Annotated in this window: 15 protein-coding genes and 1 pseudogene; 8 read left to right on the top strand and 8 right to left on the bottom strand. The window is 42.1% G+C overall.

Annotated features, from left to right (window positions below; translation table 11 throughout):
• The first annotated feature begins 143 nt into the window (after positions 1-143).
• Positions 144-2048, top strand: a complete 1905-nt coding sequence (locus tag ACED48_RS12305; protein ID WP_017058366.1) for a diguanylate cyclase — start codon at positions 144-146, stop codon at positions 2046-2048.
• A gap of 35 nt (positions 2049-2083) precedes the next feature.
• Here ACED48_RS12305 and ACED48_RS12300 read toward each other — a convergent pair whose 3' ends face one another.
• Positions 2084-2689 carry a beta-phosphoglucomutase family hydrolase gene (locus tag ACED48_RS12300; RefSeq protein ID WP_017058367.1) on the bottom strand — a complete coding sequence of 202 codons (606 nt, stop codon included), beginning with the start codon at positions 2687-2689 and terminating at the stop codon, positions 2084-2086.
• 87 nt (positions 2690-2776) lie between these two features.
• Here ACED48_RS12300 and arfB point away from each other — a divergent pair, with 87 nt between their 5' ends.
• Entirely contained in the window at positions 2777-3187 is a 411-nt protein-coding gene (gene arfB, locus ACED48_RS12295) for an alternative ribosome rescue aminoacyl-tRNA hydrolase ArfB (RefSeq protein ID WP_017058368.1), read from the top strand.
• Between the two features lie 105 nt (positions 3188-3292).
• Here arfB and ACED48_RS12290 read toward each other — a convergent pair whose 3' ends face one another.
• From ACED48_RS12290 to ACED48_RS12280, 3 genes are all read right to left on the bottom strand, one after another.
• Entirely contained in the window at positions 3293-4354 is a 1062-nt protein-coding gene (locus ACED48_RS12290) for a trypsin-like serine protease (RefSeq protein WP_017058369.1), read from the bottom strand.
• A gap of 263 nt (positions 4355-4617) precedes the next feature.
• A complete protein-coding gene (gcvT, locus tag ACED48_RS12285; protein WP_017058370.1) occupies positions 4618-5751 on the bottom strand; it encodes a glycine cleavage system aminomethyltransferase GcvT in 1134 nt (377 codons plus the stop codon).
• A 494-nt stretch (positions 5752-6245) separates the two neighbouring features.
• Positions 6246-6869, bottom strand: a complete 624-nt coding sequence (locus ACED48_RS12280) for a helix-turn-helix domain-containing protein (RefSeq protein ID WP_017058371.1) — start codon at positions 6867-6869, stop codon at positions 6246-6248.
• A 441-nt stretch (positions 6870-7310) separates the two neighbouring features.
• Between ACED48_RS12280 and ACED48_RS12275 the strand changes: the two genes are divergently transcribed.
• The 3 genes from ACED48_RS12275 to gcvP all read left to right on the top strand — a co-directional run bounded on the left by ACED48_RS12275 (position 7311) and on the right by gcvP (position 12004).
• The gene (locus ACED48_RS12275; protein WP_017058372.1) at positions 7311-8603 is read left to right on the top strand and encodes a serine hydroxymethyltransferase; all 1293 of its coding nucleotides are present in this window, start codon (positions 7311-7313) and stop codon (positions 8601-8603) included.
• 51 nt (positions 8604-8654) lie between these two features.
• Positions 8655-9035 carry a glycine cleavage system protein GcvH gene (gene gcvH, locus ACED48_RS12270; protein ID WP_004730871.1) on the top strand — a complete coding sequence of 127 codons (381 nt, stop codon included), beginning with the start codon at positions 8655-8657 and terminating at the stop codon, positions 9033-9035.
• Between the two features lie 89 nt (positions 9036-9124).
• Entirely contained in the window at positions 9125-12004 is a 2880-nt protein-coding gene (gene gcvP, locus ACED48_RS12265) for an aminomethyl-transferring glycine dehydrogenase (RefSeq protein WP_017058373.1), read from the top strand.
• 363 nt (positions 12005-12367) lie between these two features.
• On the opposite strand, the gene ACED48_RS12260 is transcribed toward gcvP, so the two are convergent.
• A complete protein-coding gene (locus tag ACED48_RS12260) occupies positions 12368-12856 on the bottom strand; it encodes a GNAT family N-acetyltransferase (RefSeq protein WP_017058375.1) in 489 nt (162 codons plus the stop codon).
• 105 nt (positions 12857-12961) lie between these two features.
• Positions 12962-13615, bottom strand: coding sequence for a class I SAM-dependent methyltransferase (locus tag ACED48_RS12255; RefSeq protein WP_017058376.1), 654 nt, complete (start codon positions 13613-13615; stop codon positions 12962-12964).
• Between the two features lie 165 nt (positions 13616-13780).
• Here ACED48_RS12255 and ACED48_RS12250 point away from each other — a divergent pair.
• Positions 13781-14745: pseudogene (locus ACED48_RS12250) on the top strand (IS30 family transposase).
• A gap of 25 nt (positions 14746-14770) precedes the next feature.
• Here ACED48_RS12250 and ACED48_RS12245 read toward each other — a convergent pair.
• Complete coding sequence (locus tag ACED48_RS12245) at positions 14771-15307, bottom strand: hypothetical protein (RefSeq protein ID WP_017058378.1); 537 nt, start codon at positions 15305-15307, stop codon at positions 14771-14773.
• A gap of 163 nt (positions 15308-15470) precedes the next feature.
• Here ACED48_RS12245 and ACED48_RS12240 point away from each other — a divergent pair, with 163 nt between their 5' ends.
• Together ACED48_RS12240 and ACED48_RS12235 are read left to right on the top strand one after the other, a co-directional pair.
• Complete coding sequence (locus tag ACED48_RS12240; RefSeq protein WP_017058379.1) at positions 15471-15815, top strand: hypothetical protein; 345 nt, start codon at positions 15471-15473, stop codon at positions 15813-15815.
• A gap of 80 nt (positions 15816-15895) precedes the next feature.
• Complete coding sequence (locus ACED48_RS12235) at positions 15896-16771, top strand: IS110 family transposase (RefSeq protein ID WP_241811124.1); 876 nt, start codon at positions 15896-15898, stop codon at positions 16769-16771.
• Between the two features lie 843 nt (positions 16772-17614).
• On the opposite strand, the gene ACED48_RS12230 is transcribed toward ACED48_RS12235, so the two are convergent.
• Entirely contained in the window at positions 17615-18295 is a 681-nt protein-coding gene (locus ACED48_RS12230; protein WP_017058381.1) for a hypothetical protein, read from the bottom strand.
• Between the last annotated feature and the right edge of the window lie 715 nt (positions 18296-19010).

Genomic DNA, 19010 nt, shown 5'->3' with positions numbered 1-19010 from the left:
TATGGCTTAATTAACAGTCTCAAAGCAAAAAGTTGCACTAAAACCGCAGTAATATGCAATTATTGCTTAAAGTTCTGGGTCAAGATCACATTAAAAGCCCTATAAAATATATAGTATTGCACCGGATTCTTTGAGGACGGTGGATGAATACAAGTATAAAAAAGCTGATCAGCCAATTTCTGTGCACTATGTTTGCCTTAGGGTTAGTACCAGCACTCTACATTAACTCTGAATTTGACAGAGTTGAAGCTCAGCACACGCTAAATATCAAACAATCCAGTCAAAACCAAATAGAATACAGCTTCCACAAGCTAGCTATTATTGTGGAACAAGTATCCAATTCAGTCCCTTCCATTGCTGATTCAAAAACGTTACTTCGCGCCATTAAAGAACCATCGATTATTCACAGAGAAGTATTGCAAGATCTTTGGATAATGTTGGCTCGTACTCAACAATATTACTCTCAGCTTCGCTACTTAGACTTAAAAGGTAATGAGATTTTCCGTATAAACTACCGCAATAAGAAAGCGACGATAGTTCCAACTCATAAGCTTCAAAATAAATCGGATCGTGACTACTTTGAAAAGCTTAGTCGCTTAAAAATAGGTGAAGTCATTTCAAGTAGCATTGATTTAGAAGTCGAAAATGGCGAAGTCGTTCACCCATTGACTCCTACATTGCGAATTATGACCCCAGTTGCTTCAGAAGGTCGTGTTCTTGGTTATTTTATTGCAAACCTGAACATTCTAGAAATCTACGAACGCCTTCTTTATCAAATCAACACATCTGCAGCCGTACCTGTAATACTCAATAAAACGGGACATATCATCATGGGGCCTGATCTTGAAGAATCATTTGGACACCTTCTTGAGTCACGCTCAAATAAAACTTACGCAAATCTTTACCCCGAACTTTGGCAAGCAATTCAAGACAAGACTTCTTCTAGCTATTTTGACGGTAAAAATTGGTACTTCCATGCAAATATCAGCCCCAAGATAAAGCAATTTGAAGACCCAATATACATGGTTCTTCATATTAAAAATCAACAATTTAGTAGTCAATACCAAAGAGAAAACCACGCGATCATTGTGCAAGTTATTACACTCACAATACTAATCTCAATGATTTCAGCAGGCTTCGTGCTATGGAATAAAAACCACAAAAAGAACAGCATCGAAAGCCAATTAGCCAAAGTGGCAATGAATGGCATGTCGGCCTTAGTCATTACCGACAGAAATAATCGAATCATTAAAGTGAACCAGGAGTTTACTCGTGTAAGTGGCTACGATTTGGAAGATGTGAAAGGCCGCCAACCTTCTATGTTTGCCTCTGGCCGCTACAACCAGGAGTTCTACATCAAAATGTGGAGCGTAATCAAGCAAAAAGGCATGTGGGAAGGTGAAGTGGTGAATCGTCGTAAAGACGGATCGTTGATTACGGAAATACTTCGAATTCAAACCATCAAAGACTCAAAAGGTACCATTCAATTTTATGTCGCATCATTTGTAGATATAAGTAAACACAAAGAACTTGAGAACAAACTAAGAAATTTGAGTGAGAAAGATGCATTAGCAGGCTGTTGGAACCGACGTAAGTTCGACCGTGAACTTCGCGACGAATGCTCTCGTGTAAATCGTTACCCGACCCGAGAACAGTCTTGCTTAGCTATCTTAGATATTGACCACTTCAAACGTATTAACGATCGGTTTGGCCACGACTATGGTGATCGAGTCATTCAAACCGTCGCTCGAATATTACAAAGAGAATGTCGTGAAACCGACTTTGTCGCTCGTATTGGTGGCGAAGAGTTTGGCGTTATTTTACCTCATACAACAACTGAAGAAGCAGAGTATGTACTTAACAGGCTAAGAATAGCTATCAGCATTGAACTCGACAACGTGACAACGGTAAGTGGAGGAATCACCAACCTCACAGATGACCCTGCACTCAATTATAAGTGCGCAGACTTAGCATTATACGAGGCAAAAGCGGCAGGTCGAAATAATGTGTGTTTGTTCCTAGACGCTGAAATGAACGAGATCGCCTAGCGGAGAGAGTAATATCGTCTATACTAGGCTGTACTTTAGTCTGGTGCTGGATAAAACTCTAATTGATTACCTTCCACCACTAGAATGCAATCCATGTCCGCAGCGTGCGCCGCCTGCTTACCAAGATTGGTATCTTCAAATACAACACACTGCTTTGGCCGCAAACCCATTCCTAAACATGCATCCAAGAAAGTGTCAGGGTTTGGCTTATGATTCTTAACGTCGCTCGCTGTTACCAAAATATCAAGCTTATTCAAGATGTCCGTTTTCTCTAGCAATTGTTCAGCGCTTTTACGCTGACTGCCCGTCCCTACCGCAATTTTCTTGTCGCCTAAGTATTCTAACAACAAAGAATGGGTACAAGGGATAACGTCTCCTTTGTCTTCAATAGCCGCAAACGCAGCCATTTTAAATGTCGAGACCGCGTGGGGATCGAGTGATAAACCATACTTACTGTTCACTTCACCGGCGATCTTATAACTCGGCATACCACCTAAACTATGTAGCCAAGACGCTTCGAAATGAAAGCCGAACTGCTCTGCCGTTTTTTGCCATGCTTTGACATGAGCAGGCATTGTATCGATTAACGTACCATCCATATCAAAGATCAACCCTTCATACATCGTCAAATCTATTTTCATTACTACTACCACTCTTTAAGAAAGTTACTGATACCATAACCAATATTCAGTATCATGACCGCATATTTCCGTTAACTATGGATTTTTATGTTACAAATATCTAACTCTGTTTCGATTCAAGACTGGGAGATCCAGTTAACAGCGATCAGAGCACAAGGGGCTGGCGGCCAAAACGTCAATAAAGTATCAAGCGCGATACATTTACGTTTTGACATTAAGCACTCCACCCTATCTGATTTCTATAAAGAGAAACTATTAGCATACAAAGATAGCCGCATCACCAAAGAGGGTGTGATTATCATTAAGGCGCAGCAATATAGAACTCAAGAACAAAACCGAGACGATGCTTTGGTGCGTTTGAAAGAACTCATCTTAGAAGCAACAAAAGTTCAAAAAGTGAGACGAGCGACAAAACCGACAAAAGGTTCTCAAAAGAGACGTTTAGAAAGTAAAAAACAAAGAAGTACCACAAAACAACTCCGAGGAAAAATCAGCTAATCGTTCTATGGCACCAAAATGGGCAAAATATAAAATAGCAGTCAGACTTTATTGACTCATTGACTCAATAGCCGTTATTTAAGCTTAATTAATAGTGACTCGCTCTTAACGTAATATTGCTCTTCTGACGCCACCAAGTAATATCAACACACCAAGCAAACCAAACGATACGCTACCACCACTGCTACCAGAACCAGATGAATTTAGCGCATTCACATAAGCCGTTCGTTTGGCGTCAGTAGCAACAAACTTAGCGGTTTCGTTACCAGCAATAACACTGTCGATCCAAACTTTGTAGTCTAATATTTCCGTAAATACAGACGTTACAGCAGAGCTGCCACCACATGTTTCAGGTCCAAAACTGGTAATACCTACCTGTCTATAATCAGTACCATCTTTCCAGTAAACAGGACCACCAGAATCCCCCTGGCAAGTACCGCCGTATAACTTAGTGAAGGTACTATAGTTACCAACAAAACAAATTTGATTACTCGTCAGTGCTGAACCACCATTGAATACTTTTGCACATGTAGGGTTATCTACATAATTTAATGGCGCTCTCTGTAATATCGTTGTGCCATCAAAGCCTGAAAGTGTATCACCATGCCCAACAGCAACGAAGTTATTAACACCAACACGGTAACTCTCATCAAAAGGACGCTTAACCACATCGTTAACTGAATCGATGTTCAGTGCGCTTTCTAGCTTGAGAACAGCAACATCATTACGTAATAGATCGCTCAACGCATTTGAATAGTCACTGCGATAGTAAACTTCTGAAACTCGTGCTTTTTGAATGTTACCGTTAGGGAATTGGGAAGTGTCTTCCAGTTGAGGGGCAACTGAAGTAAACAGCTGCCCTTCTTCATCACCGTAAATACAGTGCGCAGCGGTTAAAATATGCGTTGGATTTAAAATTGTCGCACCACAATAAGGGCCTGTTGAATAGACGCCATCGTAATCGATACGGTCAATGAACAAGCTCGCCATTGAAGGAAATTCACTGACTGAAGCGTCACTACCATTCACAATATAAGGTGTCACCCCTACTTCAGCAGTCATTTCGACCGTGCTTTCTACTGCCATAACACTTGATGTATAGATTAATGGCGCTAAGAGCCCTAAAACGGCTTTACGAATCGGACTAACTGGATGGATCTCATTCATAGGTAACTCCTTGCAATCCCTACTACTTATTGAATAATGAAAGATTCGCTACCATAGCATGTCATAACTAACAGTATAGTGAATATTCTCAACTGTAATGACATACTTATTATTTTATAAGCCAATTTAAAATGACGAGACTTAAGCGTAGCAATTCAAACTAAATACGCTCTTAAACACAAAAAAGCCCACTGTTAGACTTTTCAATACAGAAAAGAAAACAATAGGCTTTCGTTAAACTTGGTGTTTGCTCTTAAAAGAGATTAACCACGGTAGTAACGTTGAGGTACGAATGGCATTTTTTCTACTGTCATTGGTAGCTTCTTGCCACGAACATCAGCGAATACCTCAGTGCCAATAACCGCCAGGTCAGTACGAACGTACGCCATAGAAACTGGCTTGCCGGCGTTAGGGCCAGCAGTACCACTTGTTACAACGCCAATCTTGTTGTCTTCAGCATCGAACAGCTCAGCGCCTTCTCGTACTGGCGCTTTAGTTTGACCCACTAGACCAACACGCTTGCGTTGAACGTCTTTCGTTGCGATTTGCTCAAGAATGATATCAGCACCAGGGAAACCGCCTGCACGTTCACCATCAGTACGACGCACTTTTTGAATGCCCCATAGAAGGCTAGCTTCTACTGGCGTTGTTGTTGTATCTAGATCGTGACCATATAGACATAGACCACACTCAAGACGAAGTGAGTCACGTGCGCCAAGGCCGATCCACTCTACTTCTACTTCTGCAGTTAGTTTACGAGCGAGAGCTTCAGCGTGATCGTTTGGTACGGAGATTTCGTAGCCATCTTCACCTGTGTAACCACTACGGCTCACGATGCATTCAACGCCATCGATATCGACTTTTTGAACGTCCATAAACAGCATGTCTGCAACGCTTGGTTGGAAACGAGCCAGAACTTCCGATGCTTTAGGACCTTGAAGTGCTAACAGAGCACGATCATCAATCACTTCCATCTCTACGTCTGCAGGAAGGTGAGCCGTTAGGTGATCGATATCTTGTGTCTTACAAGCTGCGTTTACAACAACAAACAGGTGATCGCCTAAATTAGCCACCATTAGGTCGTCCATGATACCGCCCTGCTCGTTAGTAAAGAACGCGTAACGTTGCTTACCAGAAGGAAGGTCAATAATATCTACAGGAACCAAAGATTCTAAGACAGCCGCTGCGTTCGCGCCATGAAGACGAAGTTGCCCCATATGAGAAACATCAAAAAGACCGGCAGCATCACGAGTGTGCAAGTGCTCTTTTTTTACACCTAGTGGGTACTGAACTGGCATATCGTAGCCAGCGAAAGGAACCATTTTTGCACCTTCTTCTATGTGAAGTGCATGCAGTGGTGTTGTTAGTAGGTCTTGATTAGCGTGTTCTTGAGTCATTTTCTTCTCCATGAAGCGTTGCAGGCTTTCCAAATCGAATCTGCCGCTTATATCTCTATTTAGAGTCGCTTCTAACGATAAGCTTCATCATTAGTCACCTCAGCGTATTCGCGTCAGTAACATTGACGTCTTAACCTTAGAAGCAGTAGATAGTAAAAAGTGATGCCTTTTATATAGGCTTACATCGTTAGCTTGATACATCGGGTTGGCTGTATAAAATCTCTACAACTCACTTTCTAAGAATTCACTTCAGTAAACTTCAATCAACATGAGTAAACCGTGTTCACTATAATAAACAAGCCTGAATCAGTTTTACACCCTTAACAAGATTAAAACAGCTCAAAATGTGACATTTAACAATTTAAAAACAATCACTCGTTACATACAAAAAACGCGACATTGATGATTTTCACATCAATATCGCGGCTATTGGCTAACGTTCGAAACAAAAGCAAACGTTTGCATTCACTATAAGAAATTCTAAGATTGTTAATTTATTTTGCAGTCACCCACAAAATGAGCGCATCTTCTGTACTGATAGAAACCAACATATGGCCCATATTAGCGTCGTAATACATGCTATCGCCTTCGCTCATTGGTACCGGTTCGTAGAATTCTGAGTAGAACATCACATCACCCGAAATGATCATTAAGAACTCTTCACCGTCGTGACGAACCCAATCACTATACTCTTCAAAAGTACGTGCTCTTACGCGGCTTTTAAACGGCATCATTTTCTTATTAGAAAGCTCAGTCGCAAGCAATTCATGCTCATAAGTCGGTGTTGGGTGAGGTTTGCCTTGACCAGCCTTAGTTAAGTCACGACGTCCTGTTGCGACTTTTTTCCTTGGCGGTTCAAAGAGTTGTGGCATGTCAATTTGCAAACCCATCGCTAATTTTTGCATAGCTTGAAAGGTTGGCGAGATTTGTTCGTTCTCTATTTTGCTGAGCGTAGAGCGTGCCAAGCCCGTTCTTTGGCTTGCTTCTTCTAGCGTAATCCCGAGCTTACCGCGGATATCTTTAATACGCTGACCGAGCTTTAGTGGTTCGATATTCTGATCTAACGTTTCCTTCGCCAACGTTAAAGATGGGTACTCATCATAAATGTCTTCTGACATAGGTCCCTCATTATATTTTTACTTCCTGTCTATTCATTTAATTGTTGCATGGAACGCTTTGTTGATTAAAGAGCACACACAGAAATAAAGCGTGCTCCTCGTAGCAAAATAAGAAAAGTTGTTTCCTATTGGAAATTTTTATTGAAAATTGATTTTATCGGAGCTATGTTATCGACTTGTTAGATGAAGAGATGCTACTTCAGCTTGTACCAAATGAGTATTTTAACATTTGTAAGAGCTGTTTTTTTACCCGAACTTTTGGGAATTAATTCGTGCTGCATTGACCCTACAACGATCGCTTAGACGCCGTAAGAGTATATTTAAAACGCAATTAGCGTTTATCTCTACCTATACAGCGCAAACGATACCGATGCAGAAATCAACGTAAGACCTAATGGACTATAAAAACAATCACCATTAGCTTAATGAAAGGTCTCGACAATGAACGCTTACCAAAACCATAGCTTAGACAGCTTTTTCACTACGAACTTATCTGGTACTGACGACGCCGTATTTGCTGGCATCCAAGCAGAGAACACTCGTCAAAACGAACAAATCGAACTTATTGCTTCTGAGAACATCGTTTCTAAAGCAGTAATGCAAGCTCAAGGCACTTGCCTAACTAACAAATACGCAGAAGGTTACCCAGGCCGTCGTTACTACGGTGGTTGTGAGCACGTAGATACCGTTGAAGCTATCGCGATTGAGCGCGCTAAACAGCTTTTCAAATGCGAATACGCAAACGTACAGCCTCACTCTGGCGCTCAAGCAAACGGCGCGGTTAAACTTGCGCTACTTCAACCTGGCGATACTATCCTAGGTATGTCTCTTGACGCTGGTGGCCACCTAACACACGGTGCACGTCCTGCAATGTCTGGTAAATGGTTCAACGCAGTTCAATACGGTGTAGACCGCGACACTCTAGAAATCGATTACGAAGCAGTTCGCGCTTTAGCTATCGAAAGCCAACCTAAAATGATTATTGCTGGTGGTAGTGCTATTCCACGCGTTATTGATTTCGCTAAGTTCCGCGACATCGCTGACGAAGTTGGCGCTATCCTAATGGTCGATATGGCACATATCGCGGGTCTTATCGCGACAGGTGCTCACCCTAGCCCACTACCTCACGCACACGTTGTAACTACAACAACACACAAAACACTTCGTGGTCCACGCGGCGGTATGATTCTGACTAACCACGAAGACATCAACAAAAAGATCAATTCTGCAGTGTTCCCTGGCCTACAAGGCGGCCCACTTATGCACGTTATCGCAGCTAAAGCAGTGGCGTTTGGTGAAGCACTTGGCCCTGAATTTAGTACTTATATTGATTCAGTGATCGACAACGCAAAAGTTCTTGCTGAAGTATTGCAAACTCGCGGTTGTGACATTGTGACTGGCGGTACAGACACGCACCTGATGTTGGTTGACCTTCGCCCTAAGGGCTTGAAAGGTAACGTAACTGAAGAAGCATTAGAGCGTGCAGGGATCACATGTAACAAAAATGGTATACCATTCGATACAGAGAAGCCTATGATTACTTCTGGTATTCGTTTAGGTACGCCAGCTGGAACCAGTCGTGGTTTTGGCACTGAAGAATTCAAACTTATCGGTGAATGGATCGGTGATGTACTTGATGGCTTAGTTGAAAGCCCTGAAGGCAACGCTGAAGTTGAGCAACGTGTTCGCAAACAAGTTAAAGAGCTTTGCAAGCGCTTCCCTCTTTACCGTTAAACCGTTTTTAAGATTTAAATTAAAACCTCATAAATTTTTGGAGAATAAGCAATGGACAATACACTAAAGTTTGCAGACAGCCACGAGTGGGTAAAAGACAACGGTGACGGTACTGTGACTATCGGTATTTCTGAGCACGCTCAAGAAATGCTAGGTGACGTTGTGTTTGTTGACCTGCCTGACACTGGAGACGAAATCGAAGCTGGCGAAAGCTTCTCTCTCGTTGAATCAGTGAAAGCAGCTTCTGATATCTACGCACCAATCTCTGGCGAAATTGTAGAAATCAACGAAGAATTAGAAGATAGCCCTGAGTTAATTAACGAAGAATCTTATGAAGGTGGTTGGATTGTTAAAGTGAAGATGTCTGATGCATCTGAACTAAACAACCTTAAAGATGCGGAAGAATACCTAAGCTCTATCGAAGAAGACTAATAGGTAACCTCATTACGATAAAGCTGCTCTTTTGAGCAGCTTAATTTTAGGGGCTAGCTCACGGCTCCAGAGAGAAAGTAGAACATATCATGACTGAATTACTTCAAAGCCAATTACTGAAAGACCTGGGTACTCAAAACGAGTTTGTTGCTCGTCATAACGGCCCTAATAAAGCAGACCAGCAAAAAATGCTTGAAGCGATCAACGCGACTAGCTTAGAAGCACTGATCGACGAAACGGTTCCTGCACAAATCCGCCTTGAAAAACCAATGATACTTGCTGCACCACTAAGCGAAATGGACATGCTGACCTCTCTTAAAGAGATCGCTAACCTAAACCAAGTGAAACGTACTTTCATTGGCCAAGGCTACTACAACACATTCACTCCAAACGTTATTCTACGTAACGTTTTAGAGAACCCAGGCTGGTACACAGCTTACACACCATACCAACCAGAGATTTCTCAAGGTCGTCTTGAAGCTCTACTCAATTACCAACAAATGGTAATGGACCTAACCGGTATGGAAATCGCGAACGCATCCCTTCTTGATGAAGCGACAGCGGCAGGCGAAGCGATGACACTGTGTAAGCGTGCTGGCAAAAGCAAGAGCAAAGTATTCTTCGTTGCTGACGATGTTCACCCTCAAACACTAGAAGTTGTTAAAACTCGTGCTGAGTACATCGGTTTTGAAGTAATGGTTGGCGCTCTTGAAACACTTCCAGAGCAAGACGTATTTGGTGCGCTTCTTCAATACCCGAGTACAACGGGTGAAGTTCGTGACCTAACAGACATCATTGCGAAAGCTCAAGCAAACAAAACACTGGTAACGGTTGCAACTGACCTACTTGCTTCTGCTCTACTGAAGCCAGCTGGAGAAATGGGCGCAGACGTAGTTATCGGTTCAGCACAACGTTTCGGTGTTCCTATGGGTTACGGCGGTCCACACGCTGCATTCATGGGTACTCGTGAAAAGCATAAGCGTACAATGCCAGGTCGTGTAATCGGTGTATCTATCGATACTCACGGTAACCAAGCGCTACGTATGGCAATGCAAACTCGTGAGCAACACATCCGCCGCGAGAAAGCGACATCGAACATCTGTACAGCTCAAGCACTTCTAGCAAACATGGCGTCTTTCTACGCTGTTTACCACGGTGCAGAAGGTCTTCGTACTATTGCTCGTCGTACACACCACATGACAGTTATCCTAGCGGCTGGCCTGACTAAAGCGGGTTACGAGCTAACCAACAACAGCTTCTTTGATACCATCACGCTGAACACAGAAGACAAGACAGATTCACTGTACGCGAAAGCGCAAGCAGCAGACATCAACCTTCGTCGACTTGTTGGCAAAATCGGTATCAGCTTAGATGAAACAACCACGGTCGACGACGTGAACGCCCTATTCGCAATCTTCGACGTGAAAGAAGACGTTCAAGCGCTATCTTCTGACATTGCATCAAACGAGTTTGCAGCAATTCCAGAAAACTGCCGTCGTGAATCAGAGTTCCTAACTCACCCTGTATTCAACACGCACCACAGCGAAACGCAAATGATGCGTTACCTAAAACAGCTTGAGAACAAAGACTTCTCACTAACGCACGGCATGATCCCACTGGGCAGCTGTACGATGAAGCTGAACGCTGCTGCTGAGATGATTCCAGTAACATGGCCTGAGTTTGGTTCAATTCACCCATTCGCACCTCTAGAGCAAGCCGCTGGTTACACTGCACTAGCAAAAGATCTCAAAGAGAAGCTGTGTGAAATCACCGGTTACGACGATTTTTCACTACAGCCTAACTCTGGTGCATCTGGCGAATACGCAGGTCTAATCGCGATTCAACGTTACCACGCAAGCCGCGGTGAAGCTCACCGTAACGTTTGTCTGATTCCAAGCTCTGCGCACGGTACTAACCCTGCAACAGCGTCTATGGTTTCAATGAAGGTAGTGGTTGTTAAGTGTGATGAAGATGGCAACATCGACATGACAGACCTAGCAGCGAAAATCGAGAAGCACAAAGAAAACCTATCAAGCATCATGATCACTTACCCTTCTACGCACGGCGTATATGAAGAGCAAGTGAAAGAAGTGTGTGAACAAGTTCACGCAGCGGGCGGTCAGGTTTACCTAGACGGCGCGAACATGAACGCTCAAGTAGGTCTAACTTCACCTGGCTTCATCGGTTCAGACGTATCTCACTTGAACCTACACAAAACATTCTGTATCCCACACGGTGGTGGCGGTCCGGGTATGGGGCCTATCGGCGTTAAATCGCACCTAGCACCTTTCCTACCAGGTCACATCGAAAACGGTGTACAAGGTTCTGACTACGCGGTATCAGCGGCAGATTTAGGCAGTGCTTCAATCCTACCTATCTCTTGGGCTTACATCGCAATGATGGGCGAACCTGGCCTAACAGAGGCAACTAAAGTAGCGATTCTGAACGCGAACTACGTGATGGAAAAACTACGTCCTCACTACCCTGTTCTTTACCGTGGCACGAACGGCCGCGTAGCGCACGAATGTATTATCGATATTCGTCCACTTAAAGAAGACACAGGCATCAGCGAAGAAGATATTGCTAAGCGTCTAATGGACTTTGGTTTCCACGCGCCGACTATGTCTTTCCCAGTCGCTGGCACACTAATGGTAGAGCCAACTGAATCTGAAGGTTTAGAAGAGCTAGACCGTTTCTGTGAAGCGATGATCGCAATCCGTCACGAAATGGCAGCAGTAAAAGCGGGTGAATGGCCACTAGACAACAACCCTCTAGTGAACGCACCGCACACACAAGTTGACCTTTCAGGCGCTGAATGGGATCGCCCTTACTCTCGCGAACTGGCTTGCTTCCCATCGAAAGCAACCAAGAACTCGAAGTACTGGCCTACTGTTAACCGTGTAGATAACGTATACGGCGACCGTAACCTAATCTGTTCTTGCCCAAGCATCGACAACTACGAAGACTAATTTTTGTAGATTTTAGATAAACAAAAGCGAACCACTTGGTTCGCTTTTTTGTTGCCTGAGATCTGAGTCATAAATGCATTGACCTTACCGTAAGGGAAAGGTTTATGGTGACATGAAATCCACGACGAATTAGGAAACGATTATGGGATGTTGCAATAAAGCGCCAAAAGGTGGTGCCCCTCTTGGCTTACTTCTAAAAGTAATGCTTGGAATTGGTCTTTTTGTGTTTCTGCTGGCTCTGTGGCAGTAGGAAACTTATAATACGGCACTAAATTTGTAGCTTAGATGTGATGGTATGAAAACATAGATAGCGCCAAAATAACTATTGGTCTCATAGTCTCTTGTTATATGTAGAACTCAAAGCTAAAAGTATGCTGGTATTGATCCATCAGAAGCCACTGGTTCCTTTGTATAAATCATACAGTCAGAACCCTGAATACTAACAAAACCAAGCTTCATATAGAACTGCTGTTCAATATCACTATGCAGGTACAAGGCCTTACCATCGTTTTTATCAAATAACTCAGATTTGACTAGATTAACCAACTTTGACGCATAGCCTTGGTGTCGTAGTTCTAGGGGTGTAGCCACAGAGCCAATACCAAAAGAGTTCTCTTTAAGACCGAATATGCCACTATAAACAATAAGAGATGATACGACTTGATCATTTTCAACCAATACGTACCAAGTACCTGATAAGTATTTTTCACTGTTACGACAACCAGCTAGGTACTCCTCGGACGAAAGACCATCACCCCAGACATCGAAGCCCATTGAGTAGATGAAGTCTAACTCATGAGCCTCTGCTTTTCTTAGCAATCCTAAATTGGCCAAAACATATAACGCCTGCATAACACGTTCACTTCTATGCGATTATACTTAATATTGACGCCTTAAAACGAGAAACACTCGGCAAACTGAGATTGCCGAGTTTAGTATAACGTGTTGATGCATTTGTTATGTTTTTTTACCTGAAAATAACGCAACACATCCTATCACTTCTACTTTTACATCAGTAAAGTGTTTGTTTAACAATAACAGCAATGTGTCTAGATCATCGTTGTTATTACTAAATATTCCTTTCTTATTGTAAACATCCATCAATTTTTTGGCGAAAAAGTTTAGTTTTGTACCCTTGCCCAAAATTGTACTACCAAACAATACCCCACCATCGTTCAGATGGTCCTTTAGATGCTTAAACATAATACACTTGTCAATCAGACTTCCAGGCAAGCAATGAAGTAAATAATTAACACTAATTGAATCAAATTTATCGATATTTAACTCAAGAGGCTCAAGCACATCCCCGCAGTAAACTTCAGGTTCAAAGTGGTTGATTGCTTTTGAAGTTGTATCAAGACTATTTTGATTCAAATCTAGCAAAGCGATACGTTTTGTTGATTGAGGTAGAAAATTCTTTAGATAATAACCTGAGCCAACACCAACATCTAAATGGTTAGATGAAACTAACATTGAAAATTGCTTACTAATAAATTTAGTTGGGCATTTCCAAAAATAGTTATTTGAGATACCTAAAACCCAGAGATCGTATATTGAGAGTACTTTCTTAGAGTAGACAGCTTGTCCAGCAACTGTAGATTCTTTATTCATTTTTAATTTCATATAGTTATAAATTATCAAACTTAAATTTATACTAAAAAATAAAGATAGAAAATCTTACCAGACTGGATTCAAGTACGAAGTGGCCCTCCCCCTGAACATAAAAACAATAAGGTGCGATAATCATGAAGTTTGCTCCCGCCAAGAAGTAAAAAAATGAAATACACGCACCTCACCGAGAATGAAAGGTATATGATTTCTGCACTCAGAAAGCAAGGAATGAGTACCGCTAAAATAGCCAAACAACTGGGTCGTCACAAAGCACCATACATCGAGAAATCGAACGTAATTCCCGTACAACAAGTTCTTCAATAGATACTCATACGAACCCGAACGAGGCCAAAAAATGACTCGTAACCGGTTGAGTCGTTCACGTAGAAATAAACGCTATGACAAACTTGACTTCAAACTTCCTGAAACCTTGCTACGGCTGGACTGGAGCCCTGACCAAATCGTCGGTTACCTAAGGGGAGTGGCTATCCAACAATGAGCCACAAACTCATTTATCAGCACGCTTGGAACGACAAAGTACTCGGCGGAACGCTATGGAAACACCTACGACAATCGACTTAAAAAAGGCGTAAAAGGTACAACTCAAAAGACAGCCGAGGACGGCTGGCAGCAAAGCGTCATATTACGAAAGGCCTATAAAAGCTGAGCATCGAAAAGAGCCTGGCCACTGGGAAATTGATACCGTCGTTGGTCGCGAAACCAAGCACTGTATCGTGACTTTAGTCGACAGAATGACTAACTACACATTTATTGGTCAAATGGACGATAGAACAAGCGAGTAACTCAACGTGAGAATGAGTAAAATCATGACCCGCTCTGATTTACCTTTTAAAACGATAATTGCTGATAACGGCATTGAATTCCACGGTTACGGACAACTAGAAAAACACCGTAACTGGCTATTTTACTTTGCAAATCCATACCATTCATGGGAACGAGGTACTAATGAAAACACCAATGGCTTGATACAACAGTACTTACCAAAACGAACTTCTATGTCACACGTGACACAAAAGCTCTGCAATGAAATTGCACACAAATTAAATACGCGCACACGTAAAAAATTTGGGTATAGAACGCCAACGGATTACATTCATGCGCATCTATAAAAAGTGTCGCACTTCAAACTTGATACTAAGCTTTATTATCCCAAGATTTTGGTTTTTTATAGAACTCTATGACTTCGGGCTGCTTTTGCGCTAGATCAAACACATATTCGTATATCTTATTTTTCAGTTTTCTTAATAAGATTTCCAATTCACGGAATTCTTGATAGGTAAAATACAAACTTTCGTCAAGCCGAATATCCGGACGTATCAAGCTAGTATTTTCTAATTCATGAGTAGCTAGATAGAAATGCATTTCATCTTGATCTGAGTGAGCTATAACTTTTTTTCTTAAACTACAAACTTTGTTCACCAAGAAACGTTCATCTTGATTTAGCTTAACCCCAACATTCTTTAGGTTGATAGTTGTAAAACCTCGACTCTGTTCGAAAGGACGAGCCATCGATATAATTAGTGTGGTTTCGAAACACCTAAACCGTCTTAACTCCACGTATGTGTATTTCTCTTCAGGCTCAAAGTCATCTAACAAAAAAGTTAATGCCGATAGAGCCTGAGAAAAATCCCAAAAAGAGTAGATAATACGAACATTCTTGTCATCTAGCATAGAACTCTCCAGTAAAGCCTAACGCTGCGTTAAGGGGTGCAGGCCCGCAATACAATGTTTCTGCATTACGCCTTAATCACAAAACTTAACGCAAACTAAAAAAGCCACGCGGGCCAAGTCCCACTTTAATGCCTTGTTATGATTACGGTTTAAGAAAACCTACATGACAAAGAACCGCCGATTTTACGGCATTGCTCAAAACCATTACCAAGTTTTTAAGCTAACTTGGTCGACAAATGCGATCAGTTTAAAGCTCGTGATTTTGCCAATCCTAACCCATCCAATCAAAGCGACTTTGAGCCAGAGAAGCTCTCAACCGATATTTCCACAACTCTACAATGAAGCAACCCACGAACTTGGTTTGCGCGAGGCTGGCTATTGCAAAGAATTTTGGATAACTGGACTCAAATTGCTGAATATCGAAGAAGCTAAAAAGTCGGAGAAATCCCCAGTCTTTTCCTCAAGACAGCTTTTTTGCTTTTGTAAACATAACGCCGCATTAAGGTGATGAGATGGTCTCCCCCTACCACTTCACATGACGGTAAGCCATGCTTGGAGTGTTCAGGTCCGAAGTAAAAGGAGAAGACCATGACTCAGCATAAAATCATCGGCATCGATTTAGCAAAAAATATCTTCTTTCTTTTTGAAATCAATCATAAAGGAAAGAATCTTTGCCGTAAAAAACTTCAACGAAGTAAACTACTTAGTTACATCGCCAATAAAGAAACCTGTACTATCGCCATGGAAGCTTGTTCCGGCGCACACTACTGGGCTCGTGAATTCTCTCAGTTCGGTCACGAAGTCATACTCTACGCACCCCAGCATGTGAAAACTCAAAGGCGTAAACAGAAAAACGACTATAACGATGCTGAAGCCATTGACGAAGTCGCGCTCTACAAAAGACCTCACCCTGTTCCTCATAAATCCGTCGAGCAACAAGACATCCAATCTCTCATTCGAATGAGACGTCTGCTCGTCACTGAAAGAACTCGTATCGTTAATCAAGTGCGTGGCCTTATCTCTGAATACGGCATCATTATGCCCAAAGGAGCCGCTGCTTTCAGAAAGGCCATACCCGAAATACTCGAGAACGATGAAAACAAACTGTCTTGTATATTAAGAGAGCTATTATTCCATCAGTACGAACGATATTTATACACCGACGAACAAGTAAAATGGTTCGACGATAAACTTAACCAAACCATCAAGCAGTTCGAAAACGCAAAGCGACTCATGTCTATTCCGGGCTTTGGGCCACTCACTAGCCAAGCCGTTGCGGTATGGCTTGGCTCTGGACAACAGTTCAAAACCGGTAGAGATGCCTCCGCCGCAATGGGGCTTGTACCAAAGCAAGATACCAGCGGCGACAAAGTCATTCTTCTAGGAATAACCAAAAGAGGCAATGTATATCCGCTCCCTTCTCGTTCATGGTGCAAGAGCAGCGCTGAGGCGCGCCAAATTTAAATCCGATAATCTAAGTAAGTGGATGCTTGAACTCCAAGAACGACGAGGGCCAAACAGAGCCGCTGTCGCTTTAGCAAACAAACTCATGCGCATAGCGTGGGCCGTTATAACTAAAAATGAAGAGTATCAACCAAAACAAAGCTAATGATGATCACCAACCCTTTGCACAGTACGTAGTAAGATGAATAACAGGACAAATCCTACACGTTGAAAACCTTATACTCACACTGTCTTACAAAGTCGATAAGGTGATTAGGACTTCGTGTTCGACTTCCTCATCTTGGCCAAGGCAATAGCCGTTAAACAGGCCGTATATATGGAAGTTAACCTGCGCTTTTAATCATGCTGCTGACTTGCAGAACTGGGGGAGACCATATATGTGAGCAACGCAATACCGAAGCTTCCGCATACCACCAGTAAAAATGCCACGCGTTGCGAATCACTCTTAAACAGTTTGTTAGCCGTTTATGCAAAGTTCAACTTCTTAACTTTGTTAAACAAGAACTTACATGCCCATAGATATGGAAACATTGTTGAAAATAAAACAAAGTACTCAAACGAACTAAACCAAAAGTTAGACCACTTAAAATTGACTCCAACCAGTAAATTTAGAGTCACTAAGGGAAGTAATACACCAAACACCATATTAAACATAATCAGGGTAATAACTTTGAGCGTTGTTTCTTTAACTCTAAAAGTTTCGTTGTAAGTATTGAAGCTAGAAATAGAGGAAGAAAGCAACGGAATAACATCCCTTTCAACAACATGCGATTTTTCAAAGTAACTAACAAAGACACCTTGAAAGTCAGTAACTCTATCAACATGAGGTTGATGAAATTGCTTCTAAATTCTCTCTTGCTCACTTTTAGGCATTTGATCTGGCATATTGACCACCTGCTTTTCAAACATCTCTGTTTGTTCTTTCAATTGCTGCTGGCGAGTAAACTCCATACCACGACTTGCCAGTGTCATAAGAGAACGATTACTCGTACTCCAAGTCCAATTTAAATACCCGACGATCCTTTGCATTTCCTGAATACGCTTTGTATCAAATTCCTTTGAACACGACTGGATAACCTTATCCGTTTGCCCCTGAATGTGAACAAGATTATTGTTCCAAAATGGGTAGGTCGTAAAGATTGTTGTGAAGAGAGAAAAAAGCTCATTGCATACTGAAATCACCTCTTCTGGGCTAGGTTCTCTTTGGAAAGAGCTTCGCGGTACTCCATATTTTTCCTCGTAATCTAAATATGAATACAGCATTGTCGCTCTGCGCAACGTTTCCTTACCTCTCTCGTCCCAATTCAAAGTTCCATCTTGATTCAAGTAAACATTGTTACCATTGAACATCATTGAATTGGGTGTGCTAACAGACATACTGTGCTTTAGAGCTTCATCTAGCTTTTCTTTCGCATCGTTCACTTTTTGATACGCGTAAATAGCAAAAGCAGAAAAGAAAGCTGCGACTACACCAATCACAGTTACATGTAATGCAGGAAGAGCTTCTAATATTGGTGAACTCAATTTTATTCCTCTAGTTCTAATTCCAACGATGATGACGGCTAACGCTAAGCTAAGTAGTGAGCAACGCAGTACGAAGCCACCGCATAACACCTTAAACACATAAATCAACGCATACTAAAAATGCAACACGTTGCGAATCTGCCTTAAGCGCTTTGTTATAACTCAGTTTCGTCGATGTACTCAATCTGCTTATTCACAGAAACTGCCAAAACTATTGCGAAAATAATAGCAATAGAGACTCTAAGAAACGCAGATGGAATGAGAGATTGTGTAGAAATGACAAATGGGCCAGCGAAACCACCGGATATTGCTCCTAGATAAGCTCGCCTCCTACTCCATTTCATCAGCGACCCACATTCAATACAACGATACTTCGTCCAATGAGAACTAAAGAAAAACCAGCTAAATGCAACATTTTTCCGACACTTGGGACATTGTCTAGACTTCATAACTGCCTCGTAAAGATAAACCAAGCTCATATGAAACAACCCGATTAAAGAAACATCAAATACACTTGCTAGACTTTCGAGCGAGCTCATGAGTTATAACGCCGCGTTAAGTAGTGAGCAACGCCACCACGAAACTTAACCATACCACCGTAAACACAAAACCCAACGATGAAATGAAAAATGCCATGCGTTGGGAATCTGTCTTAAACGCTTGTATGGATAATAAGCACTCCAATCGGGTAAGGTGAGACCCAGACTTTAGCTGC

This window comes from Vibrio sp. 5S239 (assembly GCF_041439575.1).
Classification (GTDB): domain Bacteria; phylum Pseudomonadota; class Gammaproteobacteria; order Enterobacterales; family Vibrionaceae; genus Vibrio; species Vibrio kanaloae.
This window is presented reverse-complemented; position numbering and strand designations above follow the sequence as displayed.